The organism is Streptomyces sp. NPDC059371 (assembly GCF_042751995.1).
Classification (GTDB): domain Bacteria; phylum Actinomycetota; class Actinomycetes; order Streptomycetales; family Streptomycetaceae; genus Streptomyces.
Map to the genome: position 1 here is coordinate 32336 of NZ_JBHYXD010000001.1, position 16498 is coordinate 48833.

Below are 16498 nucleotides of genomic sequence, written 5' to 3' on the forward strand. Positions count from 1 at the left end.
GGGTCTCACGGCTGTCGCGCACCAGCCGACCAGACCGGACGTTGCGAGAGGGTTGCACACACACCCCGGGCACGGAAAAGGGCCGGTCCCCGGTGACACCCGCGTGATGCGGGTCCGTCACCGAGGACCGGCCTCGGAAGTGCTCGCGCCGGCCGACGGGGCGTCAGCCGTGCGCGTGGACGCGGCGGGTCAGCAGATGCGCGGAAGCTGCTCGCCGAGCGGCATGTCCACCACCCGGGTGCCGCCCAGACCGGTGGCCGCGACCACCATTCCGGGGTGGTCGGGGACGCAGTGGCCGATCGCCACGGACTCCTTGCCCAGCGGGTGCGCCCGCATCGCCGCGAGCACCGCGTCGGCGTGCTCGGCCGCCACGAAGGCCACCAGTTTGCCCTCGTTGGCCACGTACAGCGGGTCCAGACCGAGGAAGGCGCAGGCGTTGGCGACCGTCTCCGGGACGGGCAGGGACCGTTCGTCGAGCCTGATGCCGACCCGTGCCGCCGACGCGATCTCGTTCAGTGAGGTGGCCAGACCGCCGCGGGTCGGATCGCGCAGCACGTGCAGGTCGGGGCAGACGGCCAGCATGTCCGCGACCAGACCGGCCAGCGAGGCGGTGTCGCTCTGGATCTCGACGCCGAACTCCAGCCCCTCGCGCACGCTCATGATCGCCACCCCGTGCACGCCGATCGGCCCGCTGACCAGCACCACGTCACCGGGTGCCGCGCGCTGCGGACGGATGTCGACGCCCTCCGGGATCAGCCCGATCCCGGCGGTGTTGATGAAGATGCCGTCGCCGTGACCGGCGTCGACGACCTTGGTGTCACCGGTCGCCACCACCACTCCGGCCGTCCGCGCCGCCTCGCCCATCGCCTCGGCCACGCGTCCCACGACGGAGAGCTCGACGCCCTCCTCCAGGATGAACCCGCAGGAGAGGTAGGCCGGTACGGCCCCCGCCATGGCCAGGTCGTTGACCGTGCCGTTGACGGCGAGGTCGCCGATGCTGCCGCCGGGGAAGAACAGCGGCCGTACGACGAAGGAGTCGGTGGAGAACGCGAGCCGGGCGCCGCCCATCAGCAGATGGGCGGAGTCGCCCAGCTCGGCGAGCACATCGCTGCCGAAGGCGGGCGCGAACAGATGTTCCACCAGTTCGGCGGAGAGCGTGCCGCCCCCGCCGTGCCCCATCACGATCCTGTCGTGGTCGCGCAGCGGCGCCGGACAGGTCCAGGAGGAGAAGTCGACCGGGGCGTATGCCGAGTCAGCCAACGGAGCTCGCCTCCTTGTCCGGGGTCTCCAGCCGCCGGTAGAGGTAGTAGGCGGCACACGCGCCCTCGCTGGAGACCATGGTCGCGCCCAGCGGATTGCGCGGGGTGCACTCCTTGCCGAAGGCGGCGCACTCGTGCGGCTTGATGAGGCCCTGGAGCACCTCGCCGCTGCGGCAGACGGTCGACTCCTCGGTCTCGATGCCCGTCACCGAGAAGCGGTGCTCGGCGTCGAACTCGCGGTACTTGGGCGACAGCCGCCAGCCGCTCTGCGGAATCATCCCGATCCCGCGCCAGGCCCGGTCGGTCACCTCGAAGACGTCGGAGAGCATGGCACGGGCCGTGGGGCTTCCCTCGGGCTGCACCGCGCGTGGATAGGCGTTCTCCACGGTGTGCTCACCCGCCTCCAGCTGGAGCACCGCGCGGCGGATGCCCTCCAGGATGTCGAGCGGCTCGAAGCCCGTCACCACGATCGGCACCCGGTGCCGTTCGGCGAGTTCGGGATACTCGGCCATCCCCATCACCGTGCAGACGTGCCCGGCGGCGAGGAACGCCTGGACCCGGCAGTCGGGCGAGTTCATGATGGCGTCGATGGCCGGGGGCACCTTGACGTGCGAGACCAGCAGGCTGAAGTTGGGGATGCCCAGCTTCTTGGCCTGATAGACGGTCATCGCGTTGGGCGGTGCCGTGGTCTCGAAGCCGATGCCGAAGAACACGACCTGCCGGTCGGGGTTCTCCTGCGCGATCTTCAGCGCGTCCAGCGGCGAGTAGACGACGCGTACGTCCGCGCCCTCGCTCTTGACCTTGAACAGATCGCGTCCGCTGCCGGGAACGCGCAGCATGTCGCCGAAGGAGCAGAAGATCACGTCAGGCCGGGAGGCGATCTCCAGCGCCTTGTCGATGATCTCCAGCGGGGTCACGCAGACCGGGCAGCCCGGCCCGTGGATCAACTGGATCTCCTCGGGCAGGAGCTGGTCGATGCCGTGGCGGATGATCGAGTGCGTCTGGCCGCCGCAGACCTCCATGAGGGACCAGGGCCGGGTGGTGACGGCCCTGATGTCGTCGAAGAGCCGTTTGGCGAGGGCCGGGTCGCTGAACTCGTCCAGGTACTTCATGACCGTGCCTCCTTCTCGGCGCCCTCCAGGGGCGGTAGTCCGGTTCCGGCGGGGCGTTCGGCGCCGGCGTCCCGGGCGGCCTTGCCCCAGGCGTCGCCGAACTCCTCCTCCAGCACCCCGAGGTTCTCGAAGAGCTCCAGGGTCTGCTTCGCCGATTCCTCGTCCAGCCGCTGCAACGCGAATCCCACATGGACGATGGCGTAGTCACCGACCTTCATGTCCGGTACGTACTCCAGACACACGTCCTTGACGACACCGCCGAAGTCCACCTTGGCCATCCGCGTCGCGTCACGTTCCTCGATCTCCAGCACTCGGCCGGGTACGGCCAGACACATGACTTGCTCCTGCCTCGCTCGTGCGCTCCGCCGCGCCAGGCCGCGGACGCGGCCTAGTCCGTCGACCGGGCGGCGACGACGAGCTGACCGAGGGCCAGACCGCCGTCGTTGGGGGGAACTCTGTGGTGCCTCAGCACGGTGAAGCCGTCCCGTTCCAGGACGGCGCCGCAGGCCTCGGTGAGCAGGGCGTTGCAGAACACCCCGCCGCTGAGGGCCACGATGCCGATGCCGGTCCTTTTCCGTGCCACCGTGCACACCTCCAGGACCAGACCGGTCACGGCCCGATGGAACCGACGGGCCATCGGACCCGCCCCGGCGCCGGCTCCGGCATCCGCGACGGCGGCGGCCAGGACCGGCGCCGGATCGGCGATCAATGGCGCGTCGGGGTCCTGACGGACCGCTCTCAGCATGAACCGGTACGCGTCGTTCCGCTCGTCGTCGGCGAGCGGCCCCGCCAGGTCGCCCAGCGCCGCGTTCTCCAGCTCCATGGCGGCCTGCGCCTCGTACTCCACCCGGTGACAGACGCCCGCGAGCGAGGACACGGCGTCGAAGAGGCGTCCCATGCTGGACGTCGGAACGCAGTTGAAGCCTCGTTCAAGCTGCCGTTCGAGCAGCCGGCGCTCCTCCGGTGTAGCCGCCGCGACGCACGGCAGCTCGTCCCGCCAGGGCAGTCCCGCGGCCCTCAGATGCGACAGGGCCATCCGGTAGGGATTGCGTACGGCCGCGTCGCCGCCCGGCAGCGGGACATAGCCCAGATGGGCGAACCGCCGGTATCCGTCGTAGTCGGCGAGCAGCACCTCACCGCCCCACACCGCCCCGTCGTCGCCGTAACCGGTCCCGTCGAAGGCGACCCCGATCACCGGCGCCGAACCGTCGAGCCCGTGCTCGGCCATCGCCGAGGCGACATGGGCGTGGTGGTGCTGCACCTGGCGCAGCGTCAGTCCGCGGGCCTCGGCGGCGTGCCGCGCCCATTGGGTGGCGCGGTAGCCGGGATGCCGGTCGGCGACGAGCAGGCGCGGTGTGACGGCCGTGAGGTCGGTCAGATGGCCGGTGGCCCGCTCGAAGGCGTTCAGGGTGGCCAGGTCGTCCATGTCCCCGACGTGCGCGGACAGCCAGGCGTAGCGGCCGTCCCCGGCGCAGAACGTGTTCTTCAGGTCGCCGCCCACCGCCAGTGCCGGGACCACCGGCACCGGCAGCGCGATCGGGAGGGGGGCGTAGCCGCGCGAGCGCCGTACCGGGAGTTCGGCTCCCGCGCAGACCCGGACCACCGAGTCGTCACAGGGCACGTGAATGGGCCGGTCGTGCGCGAGCCAGGCGTCGGCGAGTCCCGCCAGCCGGGTCAGCGCCTCGGCGTCGTCGGTGACGATGGGTTCGCCCGACCGGTTCCCGCTGGTCATGACGAGGACGGCGGGACCCGGCGGATCACCGGGCAGACCGAGCAGCAGCCGGTGCACCGGCGTGTACGGGAGCATGAAGCCGAGGTCGGGGCTGCCGGGCGCGACGCCCGCCGCGATCTCGTCGCCCGCGCCCGCCCGCCGACGCAGCAGGACCACCGGCTTGCGCGGCCCGAGGAGCAACTCCCGCTCCTCGGGCCCGACATGGGCCAGCCGCCGGACGGTCTCCAGCGAGCCGGCGAGCACCGCGAAGGGCTTGCCGCCGCGGTTCTTGCGCTTGCGCAGGGTGCGTACGGCCGCGGGATCCCCCGCGTCGCACGCCAGGTGGTAGCCGCCGATGCCCTTGACCGCGACCACGGCACCCTCGGCCAGCAGCCGACGGGCCTCGGCGAGTGCCTCCCCGCCCCGCAGCTCGCCCGGATCGTCCGCTCCCGTGCGCAGCGTGAGCCGGGGACCGCAGACGGGGCAGGCGATCGGCTGGGCGTGGAAGCGCCGGTCGGACGGGTCCGCGTACTCACGGGCGCAGTCCGCGCACATCGGGAAGCCCGCCATCGTGGTGCTGTCCCGGTCGTACGGCAGCGCGGTCACGATCGTGAACCGCGGACCGCAGTGCGTACAGGTGATGAAGGGATGCCGGTAGCGCCGGTCGGCGGGGTCCGCGAGCTCGCGCAGACAGGCGTCGCAGGTCGCGGTGTCCGGGGAGACCAGGGTGCGGCCCGGCCCGCCGGAGGAGGGCCGGATGGTGAACACCGAGCCGTCGTTCTCCAGGGGCACGGCCCGGTGCTCGACCGACTCGACGACCGCGAGCGGCGGCGGTCGCGTCCCGACCCGCGCGCAGAACTCCGCGACGTCGGCGGCCGGGCCCTCCACCTCGGCCTCCACGCCCCGCGCGTTGTTGGTGACCCAGCCGCTCAGCCCCAGTTCCTCCGCGAGGGTGTACACGAAGGGCCGGAAACCCACCCCCTGGACCACGCCCGTGACCGTGATGTGCCGGCGCTCGTGCCCCGGGGCCCGCCTCACCGCGCCTGCCCGTCCACGGGTGCGTGCCCGCCGGAGCGTTCGTGACTGTGCTCGTGTTCGTGGCTGTGCTCGTGTTCCTGTTCGTGGCCGTGCTCGCGGCCGTTCCCGTTCTCGTGGCTGTGCAGGTACCGCTCGTGCTGCCGCGCCAGGACCGGTACGTGCGCCTCCTCGCCGGCCGCGCAGCGCAGGACGTGCGCGAGCAGGGCGTCGACCCCCTGGCCGGTGCGCGCCGAGGTCTCCAGGACCGGCACCCCGGGATTGACCTGCCGGACACCCCGCAGGAACGCCTCCCGGTCGAAGCCGACGGCGTCCGCGATGTCGGTCTTCGTGACCACGACCAGGTGCGCGAGCCCGAAGGCCGTCGGGTACTTGACCGGCTTGTCCTCGCCCTCGGTCACCGACGCGAGCGCGATGCGCAGGGTCTCCCCGAGGTCGTAGGAGGCGGGGCAGACGAGATTGCCGACGTTCTCCACGAACAGCAGCCGGGTGCCCTCCGGCAGCCAGCCCTCGAGCCGCCGCTGGAGCATGCCCGCCTCCAGATGGCACAGCCCGTCCGTGAGGATCTGCCGCACCGGCGCCCCGGAGCGGGCCAGCCGTGTCGCGTCGTTCTCGGTCGCCAGGTCGGCGGTGACGGCGGCCGCCGGGGTACCGCCCGCCACGGCGCGCGCGAGCAGCAGTTCGAGCAGGGCCGTCTTGCCGCTGCCGGGACTCGACAGCAGATTCACCGCCACCGTCCCGCGGTCACCCAGATAGCCCCGCAGGGCCAGCGCGTTCTCGTCGTTCTTGGCGAGCACGGCCTGATGCAGGTCAACGGTGCGGCACATGGCTCGCCTCCTCGTCGCGTACCGGCAGCCCGGACGGCGCGGGCCGAGGCCCGTCGTCCGCGCCCTTCCCGCCCGGGCCCGTCACGCCCTTACCGTCCGGAGCAGCGTCCGCGGGCCCGTTCGTGTCCGGTGGCCCGTCGGCCAGCGTCACCCGGACGATCTCCAGTTCCCGGCCGCCGAGCAGGAGCAGCGGCGCCCCGCACCCGGCGCACCACAGCACCGGAGGCATCCCGGTCGGCGCCTCGCGGCCGCAGCCCTCGCAGCGGCCCCGGGCATCGACAGTCTCGATCAGCAGGCGTGCCCCCGCCAGCGCGGTGCCCTCCGCCGCGAGCCCGAACGAGAACTCCAGTGCCTCGGGCACCACCCCCGCCAGCTCGCCGATCCGCAGGGTCAGCGACACGACCGCGCGGCCCTGTTCCCGCACGGCCTCCTCGACCTGTTCGACGACCGCCACGGCGATCGACAGCTCATGCACGGCCCTCACCTCCCGCCGCGGGCCCGCCGCGCGGCGGGCCCGCGCCCGGATGTGAGGCCCGCGCGTGGCTGGTTACCCTGAGAACACGATGACCGGGCAAGAGGTCGAGAGACGCGCTCTGCTCACCCCGGTGCTGCTCCTGTTGCTGGCCGAACGCCAAGGTCATGGCTATGAGCTGGTGCAGCGCCTGGGCGCTTTCGGCTGCGGCGACGCGGACCAGGCGCATGTGTACCGGCTGCTGCGGGGCATGGAGAGCAGCGGTGAGGTCACCTCGCACTGGCGTGCCTCGGAGAGCGGCCCCGCACGCCGGGTCTACGCGATCACCCAGCAGGGTGCCATGAACCTCGCCCTGTGGTTCGTGCGCCTGGGTGAACTCCACGGCACCCTGCATCTCTTCCTGGAGCGCTATGTGCAGCTCGAGGACGTCGGTGGCCGCGCGGGGCGCGACGGCGGCAGTCCGCGCGCCGGAGCACGTCCGCCGGATCACGCACGTCCGCCGGATCACACGCATCCGCCGGATCACATGCGCCGGATGCGCAAGTAGCGGCGGATGTCCGACAGGTTCCTCGCGACTCCGTAGGCCACTACGAGGCCTGCGGCCAGGCCAACCCATTGCCATTCCATCCTTGCCTCCATCGTGGTCAGCTCCTCCGGGATACGGAGGGAGCGCGGCGTACGAGGTCGAGCACCAGGTCGGCGGCGGCGTCCACGGCACCGGCCACCGGGGGAGTCAGGCCCATGCCCTCGCCGGTGTCGAGGGGTTCGCAGCCGATGACGTACACCTCCTCCGGGAGGGTGCCGCCCGCGCCGGCGTGCAGATCGTGCAGCAGGGCCAGCACGGTGGCGGGGTCCATGGCGTGCGTGTCCAGCGGGCCGGGTCCGGGCCGCGCAGAGGGCGGTTCGGGGCCGACGTCGATCGTGTACAGCGTGCCCGGCGGACCGTCGCGGCTGACGAGGTCCACCAGTACGAGCGTCCGGTAGCCCTCCAGCAGCCGGTAGGCGAGGTGCACCCCGCGGATGCCGGCGTCCATCAGCTCGACGCCGGGCGGCGGTCCGGGCACGCGGGCGGCGAGCCGTCGTACGGTCTCCACCCCGAATCCGTCGTCCTGGAGGAACACGTTGCCGACTCCGGCGACGAGAGTCCGGCCGGTCCCGTGCCCTGAGGCCGGACCGGACGGGCCGGTGTGTGCGGGTCCGGTCATGTCGCCTCCTCCTCCCGCTCCTTCAGCGGTGCCACCTCGTCGGGTTTGAAGTAGAGGAAGCGGCCCTGGGCCCGGCGTACGTCGGTGCCCGGGTCGTCGTCCACGACGACGGCGAGATGCGTCTCGCCGTCGAGGTCGCCGACCACGGCCTCGACCGTGGCGTGCCGGCCGTGCAGGAAGGAGTCCTGGGCGTCGGAGCGCCGGGCGCCGGGGGTGAGCCTGACCCTGCTCCCGGCCCGTACCGTCTCGCCGTCGACGACGACGGCGTCGGGCACCTCGGCCGCATCGGCGTCGTGCGCCGGGTCCCACCAGGGGTGCCCGGGGCCCTGAGGCAGACTCAGCCCGGTGTCGGGGGCGGCGAGTGGCGGTTCGCCCGCGGTGTCGTCGCCGGTGATCTCGCGCAGCCCCCGGATCGCCCCGTGGAGCCGTTCGCGGACCGCGCCCGGCATGGCGTCGACCAGGTCGATGACGTCGGCGGCACGGGCGTCCGTGCCGCGGGCCTCGCGCTTCTCCCGGTCGGTGAGCGCGGCCGTGCGCAGCGAGAGGATCTCGTCGATCTCGGTGGCGTCGTAGAGGGGCCCGGGGCTCTCCTCGGCGACGGCGGGATGATCCTCCAGGATGATCGGCGAGGACAGCATGACGTCGTCCGCGCCGGGCGGGCCCGCGAGCACGGGCCAGGTGCTTTCGTTCCGGCAGCTCGCGGCGGCCGGGCGGGCCCACTCCGGCGGGTCCGTCAGCGACAGGAACCGTCCGCCGGGAACGCCGAACAGCAGATGGGTTCCGATCAGGCTGTGGGCGAGCGCGGTCTCGCGGTCGGCGCCGGCCTGCTCCGGGACGGTGGTGGTGTTGTGCACGCTCACCGTGAGCCGCAGCACCCGGTACGGTCCGGGCAACTCCTCGACGCGCGGGCGCAGTTCGCCGGTCAGCCGCTTTCTGCGCCGCACGAGACGGCCCAGCGTCCGGCCCTCGGCGTCGGTCACCGGCTCGTACTCGACGGCGTCGGGGAGGTCGAACCGTACGGCATGGACCGGTGCCTGATCGCCCGTCAGTCCGTCGAGCGGCTCATGGATCAGGACGCGTTCCTCGTGTCCCTCGTCCCAGGGGACCAACACCCGGTCGGGCAGGTCGAGTTCGGGAACCTCCGTGTATCCGCCGTCGGCGTCGAGCCGTTCGACCGTGCGCCGCCTCACGTGCAGGAAGCGCAGTTCGGCGTGGAGCCGGTCGCCCTTGCGGGGCTCCAGCAGACACTCGGTGCGCTGGACGGAGTGTTCCCCGGTCGTGGCGGTCCAGGCGGGCGGCACCAGGACGCCGAACTGCCAGCGCAGTTGGTTCTTCGCGGCGGAGGCGCGGTAGGGGTAGAGGACGTATCCCTCGAACAGGACGGCGTCCGCCACCGCGCGGGCCCGCTCGAAGCGGTCCTCCAGCGGATTGCTCATCTCAGTCGGCCCCCTTCGCGTCGGCGGTGGCGAGGAGTTCGTCGAAGACCCGCTCCCAGGAGGGCAGGGCGTGCGCGGACCGGTAGCGGCGCAGCGCGTCGAGGACGTCCAGCCGGACGCGCAGCCAGCCCGAGTTGGGGAAGTACTGCTCGATCATGTTCCGCCACACGTCCACCGGCATCCGGTACGTCGTCTCCTTGTGCCAGGGCACGGGCTCGGCCCGGAAGCCGTCGCGGCCGGTGAACACCGTGCCGGAGAACAGCAGGAGCAGCGGGACCTCGCCGCGGGTCAGCGCCCGGAAGTACGACGCGGACGCGACCTCGGTGTCGTAGGTGCAGGGCACCGGGAGATCGACCTCCGTCGTGCCGGTGAACCCCGGGACCGTGATGGAGGTGTGGGCGAACTGGAGTGGCTTGAGGGTGCTGTTCCAGCGGCTCGGCTCACCGAACAGGTCGCCCAGCATGCCGACCTCCTCCGGCTCGTACGACCGCCCGGCGGGCTCGATGCGGATCTGGCAGCGCAGTGCGAGGGCGTGCACCTGCTGGTGGTCCGCCTCCTCGATGCGCAGTCCGAACAGCAGCGTGGGCCCGGCTCCGTACGGTTCGGGGCGCACACCGGTGCAGGTGAACTGGAGATCGGTCACGGGGCGCCCCCGGCGGTCTCCACGTTCCCGGCGTTCTCCACGTTCCCTGCGGACTGCGCGTTCCCGGCGTTCTCCACGCTCCCGGTGTTCGCCAGAGGCCGGGCGGCCGCGGTGATCCGTTCCAGGAACTCCGCGATGTCCGCGCGTGCCTCGGCACCGCCGTCGAAGCCCTTCCAGTGCAGCCGCATCCGTCCGACCAGTTCGTAGCAGACGTCGACCGGGACGAGTGTGCAGTTCACCGCCCCGCTTCGGCCGCGGTGCAGCAGCAGCGCCTCCACATCGGGTTCGAGCAGTTCCGCCAGTTTGCTGCGGCCGAGCACCGCGTCCCAGGTCGCCGGGTCGAGTTCGCTCTCGGTGGCGCCCGCCGGGCTCGGATAGAAGGCGGCGAGCCGGCCGAGCTCGGAGTTGCGGAAGAAGAAGGCGAGCGCGACGGGGATCTGCAGCCGGTTCCAGTCGGCCTCGTCCAGGACGAACCCGGGATCGGTGAGATACCGGTCCGGGACCGCCCGGAAACGGCCCTGTCCCGCGCCCGGCCGGGTGAACAGCAGATGGCACGGCGGGCAGGAGCACTTCAGGGACCGCCGCGAGGTGTCGACGAGATGCCGGTGCTCGGCCGGCAGCGGCTCCCCGCACAGGTCGCAGCGCTCGCCCTCGGGCGGCGGCCGCCGGGTGAACTGCCTGAGGACGTCCGCGGTCATGGCTTGGCCCCCAGCAGCTCGCCGGGCAGCGCCACCCGCACCGACCCGTCCTCCTCCAGCAGCGGTACGGGATCCAGATGGCCCTGGTCGCCCCGGCCCGCCCGGCGGACGTCGAACGCGGCGCCGCAGCCCGCGCAGACCAGCAGTTCGCCGTCCAGGACGGCGGCGGCGAGGCCCGCCGCGCACAGGGGGCAGCGGTTGCGGTAGGCGTACAACTGGCCCGGCAGCCGGATCAGCAGCAGGGTGCGGCCCGCGACCTCGGTGACCCCGGTGGCGCCGTCGCCCGCCGGCAGCGAGCGCGGGCCGAGTTCGTACCAGCGCGCCGCCTCGCCCGGTTCCCCGGACGGCGCCGCCTCGCCCGGGACGTCGTCCGGGCGGTGCGGCAGGATCTGGAGCAGCGCCGGCTGCGGGCTCTCCTCGGCCATGCCCTCGACCTCGATGTGCGCGACCTCGGGGGCGATCCGGGCGACCGCCTCCTCGATGGTCCAGCGCACGGTCTGGGTGGAGGACGGGCAGCCGTCGCAACTGCCACGCAGCCTGAGGCGCAGGGTCGGGCCGTCGGCCGCCTCCAGGTCGAGTCCGGCCACCTCCACGTCACCCGCGTGCGAGCCGAGGTAGGGGCGGACCTTGTCGAGGGCGCGGCCCACCCGGGTCGCGGTGTCCTCGGGGTGCAGATCGTGCAGGATCAGCAGATCACTGACGAGTTCGTCGGCGGTGAGGACGGCGAGGGGGTCCGCGCCGTCCGGGGCGGAGCGCAGCAGGCGTACGGTCCGGGCCAGGCCCTCGCCGTAGAACTCCATGAGGCAGCGCACCAGTTCGTCCGCGACGTCGCGCGCCTCCGGTCCCGCCCGCTGCGCCAGCTCGTCGAGCAGCGCGCCTATCCGCTCGCCCGTCTCCTGTCCGGCCATCGGCTAGCCCCTCTCCTGAGCAAGGTCGATCGCGAGGAAGGTCGGATCGCGATGAACGTCGGATGCCGGGCAGGTCAGCCGGCCAGTCCGCTCAGCCCCGTCGGCAGGTGCGTCTGCTCCACGGTCCGCCCGCCGCCGACGTACATGTGCACACCGCACGGCAGACACGGGTCGAAGCTGCGGACGGCCCGCATGATGTCGATGCCCTTGAAGTTCTCGGGCGGGTTCTCCTCGAAGATGGGCGTGTTCTGCACCGCGTCCTCGTACGGGCCGGGTGTGCCGTAGGAGTCGCGCACACTGCCGTTCCACGGGGTCGGCGGGTACGGGTGGTAGTTGGCGATCTTGCCGTCCCTGATCACCATGTGGTGGGAGAGCACGCCCCGGACCGCCTCGGTGAAGCCGCAGCCGATCGACTCGTCCGGCACGTCGAACTTCTCCCAGGTCTGGGTGCGTCCGGCCCGTACCTCCTCCATCGCCTGCTCGGCGAAGTGGAGGGCGGCAGCGGCGGCGTACGCCTGGAAGTAGGTACGGGCCCGGTTGCGTTCGAGGGCGTTGCTCCACTGCGGGATCTTCCACTCCAGCGCCATCTCGGGCTTGGTCATCGTGCGCGGCAGGTTGATCTGCACGCTGTGCCCGGTGGCCTTGATGTAGCCGATGTCGACGAGACCGGACAGCGCCGTGGACCACAGCCGGGCGATCGGGCCGCCACCGGTGTCCAGGGCCAGATGGTCGGTGCCGTCGAACCAGCGCGGCGACATGACCCAGCTGTACTTGTCGTCGAAGTCCCGCTTCTGCGGGGCAGGGATGGTGTGCTGGTTCCACGGGTGGCGTTCGTCGATGGGGTTGCCGAGCGGGTCCCGCTCGACGAACTTCTCCATGCCCGACCAGTCCTCGTAGTACGAACTGCCGAGCAGGATGCGGATGCCGAGGTTGATGTCGACGAGGCTGTTCGTGACCAGCTTGCCGTCCACGACGACGCCCGGGGTGACGAACATCCGCCGGCCCCAGTTCTCCATGTTGGCGTACTGGAAGTCGCAGTACTCCGGGTCGTTCAGGGCGCCCCAGCAGCCCAGCAGCACCCGGCGCCTGCCCACCTCCTCGTACCCGGGCAGGGCCTCGTAGAAGAAGTCGAAGAGGTCGTCGTGGAGCGGGACGACCCGCTTCATGAACTCCACGTAGCGGGTGAGCCGGGTCAGATAGTCGGTGAAGAGCTGGATGGTCGCGACCGTGCCGACACCGCCCGGGTAGAGCGTGGAGGGGTGCACATGGCGTCCCTCCATCAGACAGAACATCTCCCGGGTGTAGCGGCTGACCTGGAGCGCCTCACGGTAGAACTCGCCCTCCAGCGGGTTCAGCGAGCGCATGATGTCGGCGATGGTGCGGTAGCCGTGGTCGGCCGCGTGCGGGGCCTCGGTGCGCTCGGCCTGTTCGAGCACGCCGGGATTGGTCTCGCGGACCATCCGCTCGCAGTAGTCCACACCCACCAGGTTCTCCTGGAAGATGTTGTGGTCGAACATGTACTCCGCGGCCTCACCGAGGTTGATGATCCACTCGCCGAGGTGCGGGGGAGCCACGCCGTACGCCATGTTCTGGGCGTAGACCGAGCACGTGGCGTGGTTGTCGCCGCAGATGCCGCAGATCCGGCTGGTGATGAAGTGCGCGTCGCGCGGGTCCTTGCCGCGCATGAACACGCTGTACCCGCGGAAGACGGACGAGGTGCTGTAGCACTCCGCGACCCGCTTCGCCTTGAAGTCGATCTTGGTGTGGATGCCGAGACTGCCGACGATGCGGGTGATCGGGTCCCACGACATCTCCGTGAGGCCGTCACCGGCCGGCTTGTTCGTCGCCGTCGCCATGGTGCCGCGCCACCTTCCTGTCGAGTGTCCTGCTCAGCGGGTAACCGTGGTCACCACGGGGCCTTGTAGCCGGTCGTGAGCTCCTCGCCCTTGCCGCGCCACTTCGGTTCCTTGTCGACGGTCTTCGCGGTGATGTTCCGCAGTCGTCGTATGACGGATCCGTAGATACCGCTCGCCGTCGCGGACACATGGCCGCCCGGCGGCTCGTCCATGAACGGCATGAACTTGTCGGGGAAGCCCGGCATGGTGCAGGCGATGCAGATCCCGCCGACGTTCGGGCAGCCGCCCACGCCGTTGATCCAGCCGCGCTTGGGCACGTTGCACTTGACCACCGGGCCCCAGCAGCCGAGTTTGACCAGGCACTCGGGAGATCCGTATTCGCTCGCGAACTGCCCCTGCTCGTAGTAGCCGGCGCGGTCGCAGCCCTCGTGGACCGTGGCCCCGAACAGCCAGGTCGGCCGCAGCTCCTCGTCGAGCGGGATCATGGGCGCCGCGCCCGCCGCCTGGTACAGCAGATAGAGCAGGGTCTCGGAGGCGTTGTCCGGGTGCACGGGGCAGCCCGGGATGCACACGATCGGAATGCCCGCCTTGGACTTCCACTCCCAGCCGAGGTAGTCCGGCACCCCCATCGCGCCGGTCGGGTTGCCGGCCATCGCGTGGATACCGCCGTACGTCGCACAGGTGCCGATGGCGACCACGGCGAGCGCCTTGGGGGTGAGCCGGTCCAGCCACTCACTGGTCGTGATCGGCTGACCCGTCTCCGGGTCGTCCCCGAAGCCGCACCAGTAGCCCTCCGGCTTGACCCGCTCGTTGGGAATGGACCCCTCGACGACCAGCACGAAGGGCTCCAGCTCGCCCCGGTCGGCCTTGAAGAACCATTCGACGAAATTGTCCGCGCCCTCCACGGGCCCGCACTCGAAGTCGATCAGCGGCCAGTGCACCGCCACCTTGGGCAGTCCCGGCAGGGCGCCGAGCGCCAGTTCCTCGATGCTCGGCTGGGTCGCGGCGGTCAGTGAGACCGAATCCCCGTCGCAGCTCAGCCCCGCGTTGATCCAGAGAATGTGGACGGTCGGGTCCTCCTGCGCTTCGTCCTGCGCGGCCGGGCCCGCCGTCGTCGCGGTCGGGGCGTCCATGAGCCCTCCTGGAATCAGCTCATTCAGGTCATAGCTGGCCAAACGGCCTTTCCCATGGTTACCGCCGGGGAGCGTCGGCGGTAAGTGCGAACGGGCCCTATCGCCGCCCCGCACCGTGTTCGCGGCGGCGGCCGGCCGTGTGGCGGCCGCCGGATGGCGCGAAATGTTCGCAAAATTGCTGGGTATTTTGTTAACAATCTTGTAGCGTGCGTGACGCCTTGGGCCCGAGGTGTCAGTGGATCACTCGATACGCAACAAGAGGAGACCCCATGCAGTCGCTCTCGGAATCCTCCGATCGAGCAGCCTCCACCCGTCCGGCGGGTGAAGGGGAAGGACGCGCCCCCGGCCGCGGGCGTCGTGTGAGGGGCATGGCGATAGCGGGCTCACTCGCCCTGACGGCGTTCGCGGTGCCCTCGTCCGCGGTCGCTTCCCAGGGGCGGACCGCGTCGCACGCGCATGCCGTGGACCCGGAGGACGCCGCTCTGGCCTTCGACGCCGGCGCCTACACGACGCTCACCGTCGCCGTCGACGGACAGCCGGTCAAGGTCCGCTCCTACAAGGAACTCTGCTACGTCGCCGACCCGGTCGCCGCGGCCGCGCAGCAGTCCGGCATCAACGGTTCCACCACCATCGGCAACACGCGCTGCGGCTACGAGAGCATGAACGTCTTCGTGCCCGAGACTGCCTTCGACGACCAGCGCGCGCCCGTCTACTTCGCGGTGAACAACGCTGGCTGGATGGCCAGTTACATCAAAGCGAGCGTCACCGACGGCGCGTCCTACAACAGCGCGACGAGCAACGTCGGCGCGGCGCTGAAGGCCGGGTACGTCTTCGTGGACGTCGCCAACCGCAGCCGCGGTCTGGTCGGCGCCGACGGATCATCACCGGGCAAGGCCCCCGCCGCGGCGGTCGACGCCAAGGCCGCGGTCCGCTACCTCCGTCTCAACGACGCCGCCATGCCCGGCAGCGCCGAGCGGATCGTCGTCAACGGCACCAGCGGCGGCGGCGCGCTGTCCTCGATCCTGGGCGCCTCGGGCAACAGCGCCGAGTACGACTCCCACCTCGCCGCGATCGGCGCGGCGGGCATCGACGCCGAGGGCCGCAGCACCCTGCGCGACGACGTGTTCGCGGTCGACGCGTACTGCCCGATCACCGACCTCGGCAACGCCGACACGGCCTACGAGTGGCTCTACAACGTCCTGGGCACCCGCGACGCGACGGGCTCGAACGCCACGCCCGAGGACGCCGCCGAGATCGCGGCCGGGTTCCCCGCGTACGAGAAGAGCCTCAAGCTCCGTAACCCCGACGGTTCCAGGCTCACCGCCGACGACATGCTCGACACGATCGAGAAGGAGGTGATCCGCTCCGCGGAGACCTATATGAAGGCCGACCCGGCCAACACCGTTCCGGCGCTCGGAGCCACCTTCGACATCACGTCCGGCGGGCCCGGCGGGACCACCACCAAGTCGTACGTCAACGACTGGATCGACGTCGACAACGCGACGGACAAGGTGCTGTCGGTCGACATGGCGAAGTACCTGAAGTTCGTGGCCACCCAGGCCACGTTGAAGACGACGCCCGCCTTCGACGCCGTGGGCGTGCACGGGAACACCACCAGCCGGACGGAGACCAACCTCTTCGGCCCGTACACCCAGACGTACATGAACTACACCGAGTGGAGCTGGAACCACAACGACGTCGCCGGCGACGGCAGCGGCGCCGACGACACCGGGCTGACCTGGGACCAGTACACCGGAAGGAGGAGCACGACCCTCGACGACCAGATCCACCTGATCGACCCCATGGACTTCGTCGGCACGAGCGCCGACACCGCGCCGAACTGGTACGTCCGCAACGGCACCCGCGACCGGGACACGTCCTTCATCGTCTCGGTCAACCTGGACCGGGCGCTCGAGGCGGACCAGCAGGTCAAGAACGTCGACTACCGGCTCGCCTGGAACCAGCCGCACGCCGGCAACTACGACGTGCCCGAGGCCATGGCCTGGATCGCCGAGGTGGTCGGGAAGGCCGGCGACCCGCTCGCCACTCCTCACCACGGCCCCGTCTCGCGCCAGCCGCACCGGCAGAGCCGACCGTGAGCCGCGGGGGGCCCGCCCCGGGGGGGGGGCCCCCCCCCCCCCCGAGGCCGCGGGAAACCGGCGGGCCAGAGGCGCGCCGCGTTTGTTAAAAACCCCCGAGGTCT

Annotated in this window: 16 protein-coding genes; 2 read left to right on the forward strand and 14 right to left on the reverse strand. The window is 71.2% G+C overall.

What is annotated here, in order from left to right:
- Positions 1–189: 189 nt before the first annotated feature.
- The 6 genes from hypE to ACFXGX_RS00195 form a co-directional block, all read right to left on the reverse strand.
- On the reverse strand, positions 190–1179 hold the full coding sequence (hypE, locus tag ACFXGX_RS00170; RefSeq protein WP_384783335.1) for a hydrogenase expression/formation protein HypE: 990 nt from the start codon (positions 1177–1179) through the stop codon (positions 190–192).
- Positions 1180–1252: 73 nt separating this feature from the next.
- Entirely contained in the window at positions 1253–2371 is a 1119-nt protein-coding gene (gene hypD / locus ACFXGX_RS00175; RefSeq protein WP_384782911.1) for a hydrogenase formation protein HypD, read from the reverse strand.
- Positions 2368–2706: a HypC/HybG/HupF family hydrogenase formation chaperone gene (locus ACFXGX_RS00180; RefSeq protein ID WP_328455029.1), complete on the reverse strand. Its 339-nt coding sequence runs from the start codon at positions 2704–2706 to the stop codon at positions 2368–2370. The genes hypD and ACFXGX_RS00180 overlap by 4 nt, the downstream gene beginning before the upstream one ends.
- Before the next feature lie 53 nt (positions 2707–2759).
- The gene (hypF, locus tag ACFXGX_RS00185; RefSeq protein WP_384782914.1) at positions 2760–5072 is read right to left on the reverse strand and encodes a carbamoyltransferase HypF; all 2313 of its coding nucleotides are present in this window, start codon (positions 5070–5072) and stop codon (positions 2760–2762) included.
- A gap of 44 nt (positions 5073–5116) precedes the next feature.
- On the reverse strand, positions 5117–5944 hold the full coding sequence (hypB, locus tag ACFXGX_RS00190; RefSeq protein WP_384782917.1) for a hydrogenase nickel incorporation protein HypB: 828 nt from the start codon (positions 5942–5944) through the stop codon (positions 5117–5119).
- On the reverse strand, positions 5928–6419 hold the full coding sequence (locus ACFXGX_RS00195; RefSeq protein WP_384782920.1) for a hydrogenase maturation nickel metallochaperone HypA: 492 nt from the start codon (positions 6417–6419) through the stop codon (positions 5928–5930). The genes hypB and ACFXGX_RS00195 overlap by 17 nt, the downstream gene beginning before the upstream one ends.
- Positions 6420–6507: 88 nt before the next feature.
- Here ACFXGX_RS00195 and ACFXGX_RS00200 point away from each other — a divergent pair, with 88 nt between their 5' ends.
- Complete coding sequence (locus ACFXGX_RS00200; protein ID WP_384782923.1) at positions 6508–6963, forward strand: helix-turn-helix transcriptional regulator; 456 nt, start codon at positions 6508–6510, stop codon at positions 6961–6963.
- Here the strand turns inward: ACFXGX_RS00200 and ACFXGX_RS00205 are convergent.
- From ACFXGX_RS00205 to ACFXGX_RS00240, 8 genes are all read right to left on the reverse strand, one after another.
- Positions 6939–7055, reverse strand: a complete 117-nt coding sequence (locus ACFXGX_RS00205) for a DUF6893 family small protein (RefSeq protein WP_384782926.1) — start codon at positions 7053–7055, stop codon at positions 6939–6941. The two genes, ACFXGX_RS00200 and ACFXGX_RS00205, sit on opposite strands and share 25 nt — an antisense overlap.
- A 5-nt stretch (positions 7056–7060) precedes the next feature.
- Positions 7061–7621 (reverse strand): hydrogenase maturation protease, encoded by a 561-nt coding sequence (locus ACFXGX_RS00210; RefSeq protein ID WP_384782930.1) that lies wholly within the window; start codon positions 7619–7621, stop codon positions 7061–7063.
- The gene (locus tag ACFXGX_RS00215) at positions 7618–9057 is read right to left on the reverse strand and encodes a hypothetical protein (protein WP_384782933.1); all 1440 of its coding nucleotides are present in this window, start codon (positions 9055–9057) and stop codon (positions 7618–7620) included. The genes ACFXGX_RS00210 and ACFXGX_RS00215 overlap by 4 nt, the downstream gene beginning before the upstream one ends.
- A gap of 1 nt (position 9058) precedes the next feature.
- Positions 9059–9700: a DUF6084 family protein gene (locus ACFXGX_RS00220; protein ID WP_384782936.1), complete on the reverse strand. Its 642-nt coding sequence runs from the start codon at positions 9698–9700 to the stop codon at positions 9059–9061.
- The gene (locus tag ACFXGX_RS00225) at positions 9697–10398 is read right to left on the reverse strand and encodes a DUF5947 family protein (RefSeq protein WP_384782939.1); all 702 of its coding nucleotides are present in this window, start codon (positions 10396–10398) and stop codon (positions 9697–9699) included. The genes ACFXGX_RS00220 and ACFXGX_RS00225 overlap by 4 nt, the downstream gene beginning before the upstream one ends.
- The gene (locus ACFXGX_RS00230; RefSeq protein WP_384782942.1) at positions 10395–11306 is read right to left on the reverse strand and encodes a NifU family protein; all 912 of its coding nucleotides are present in this window, start codon (positions 11304–11306) and stop codon (positions 10395–10397) included. The genes ACFXGX_RS00225 and ACFXGX_RS00230 overlap by 4 nt, the downstream gene beginning before the upstream one ends.
- 74 nt (positions 11307–11380) lie before the next feature.
- Positions 11381–13162: a nickel-dependent hydrogenase large subunit gene (locus ACFXGX_RS00235; RefSeq protein WP_384782945.1), complete on the reverse strand. Its 1782-nt coding sequence runs from the start codon at positions 13160–13162 to the stop codon at positions 11381–11383.
- A gap of 50 nt (positions 13163–13212) precedes the next feature.
- Positions 13213–14295 carry a hydrogenase expression protein HypE gene (locus ACFXGX_RS00240; RefSeq protein ID WP_384782948.1) on the reverse strand — a complete coding sequence of 361 codons (1083 nt, stop codon included), beginning with the start codon at positions 14293–14295 and terminating at the stop codon, positions 13213–13215.
- 368 nt (positions 14296–14663) lie between these two features.
- Between ACFXGX_RS00240 and ACFXGX_RS00245 the strand changes: the two genes are divergently transcribed.
- The gene (locus ACFXGX_RS00245) at positions 14664–16394 is read left to right on the forward strand and encodes a subtype B tannase (protein WP_384782951.1); all 1731 of its coding nucleotides are present in this window, start codon (positions 14664–14666) and stop codon (positions 16392–16394) included.
- The last annotated feature ends 104 nt before the right edge of the window (positions 16395–16498 follow it).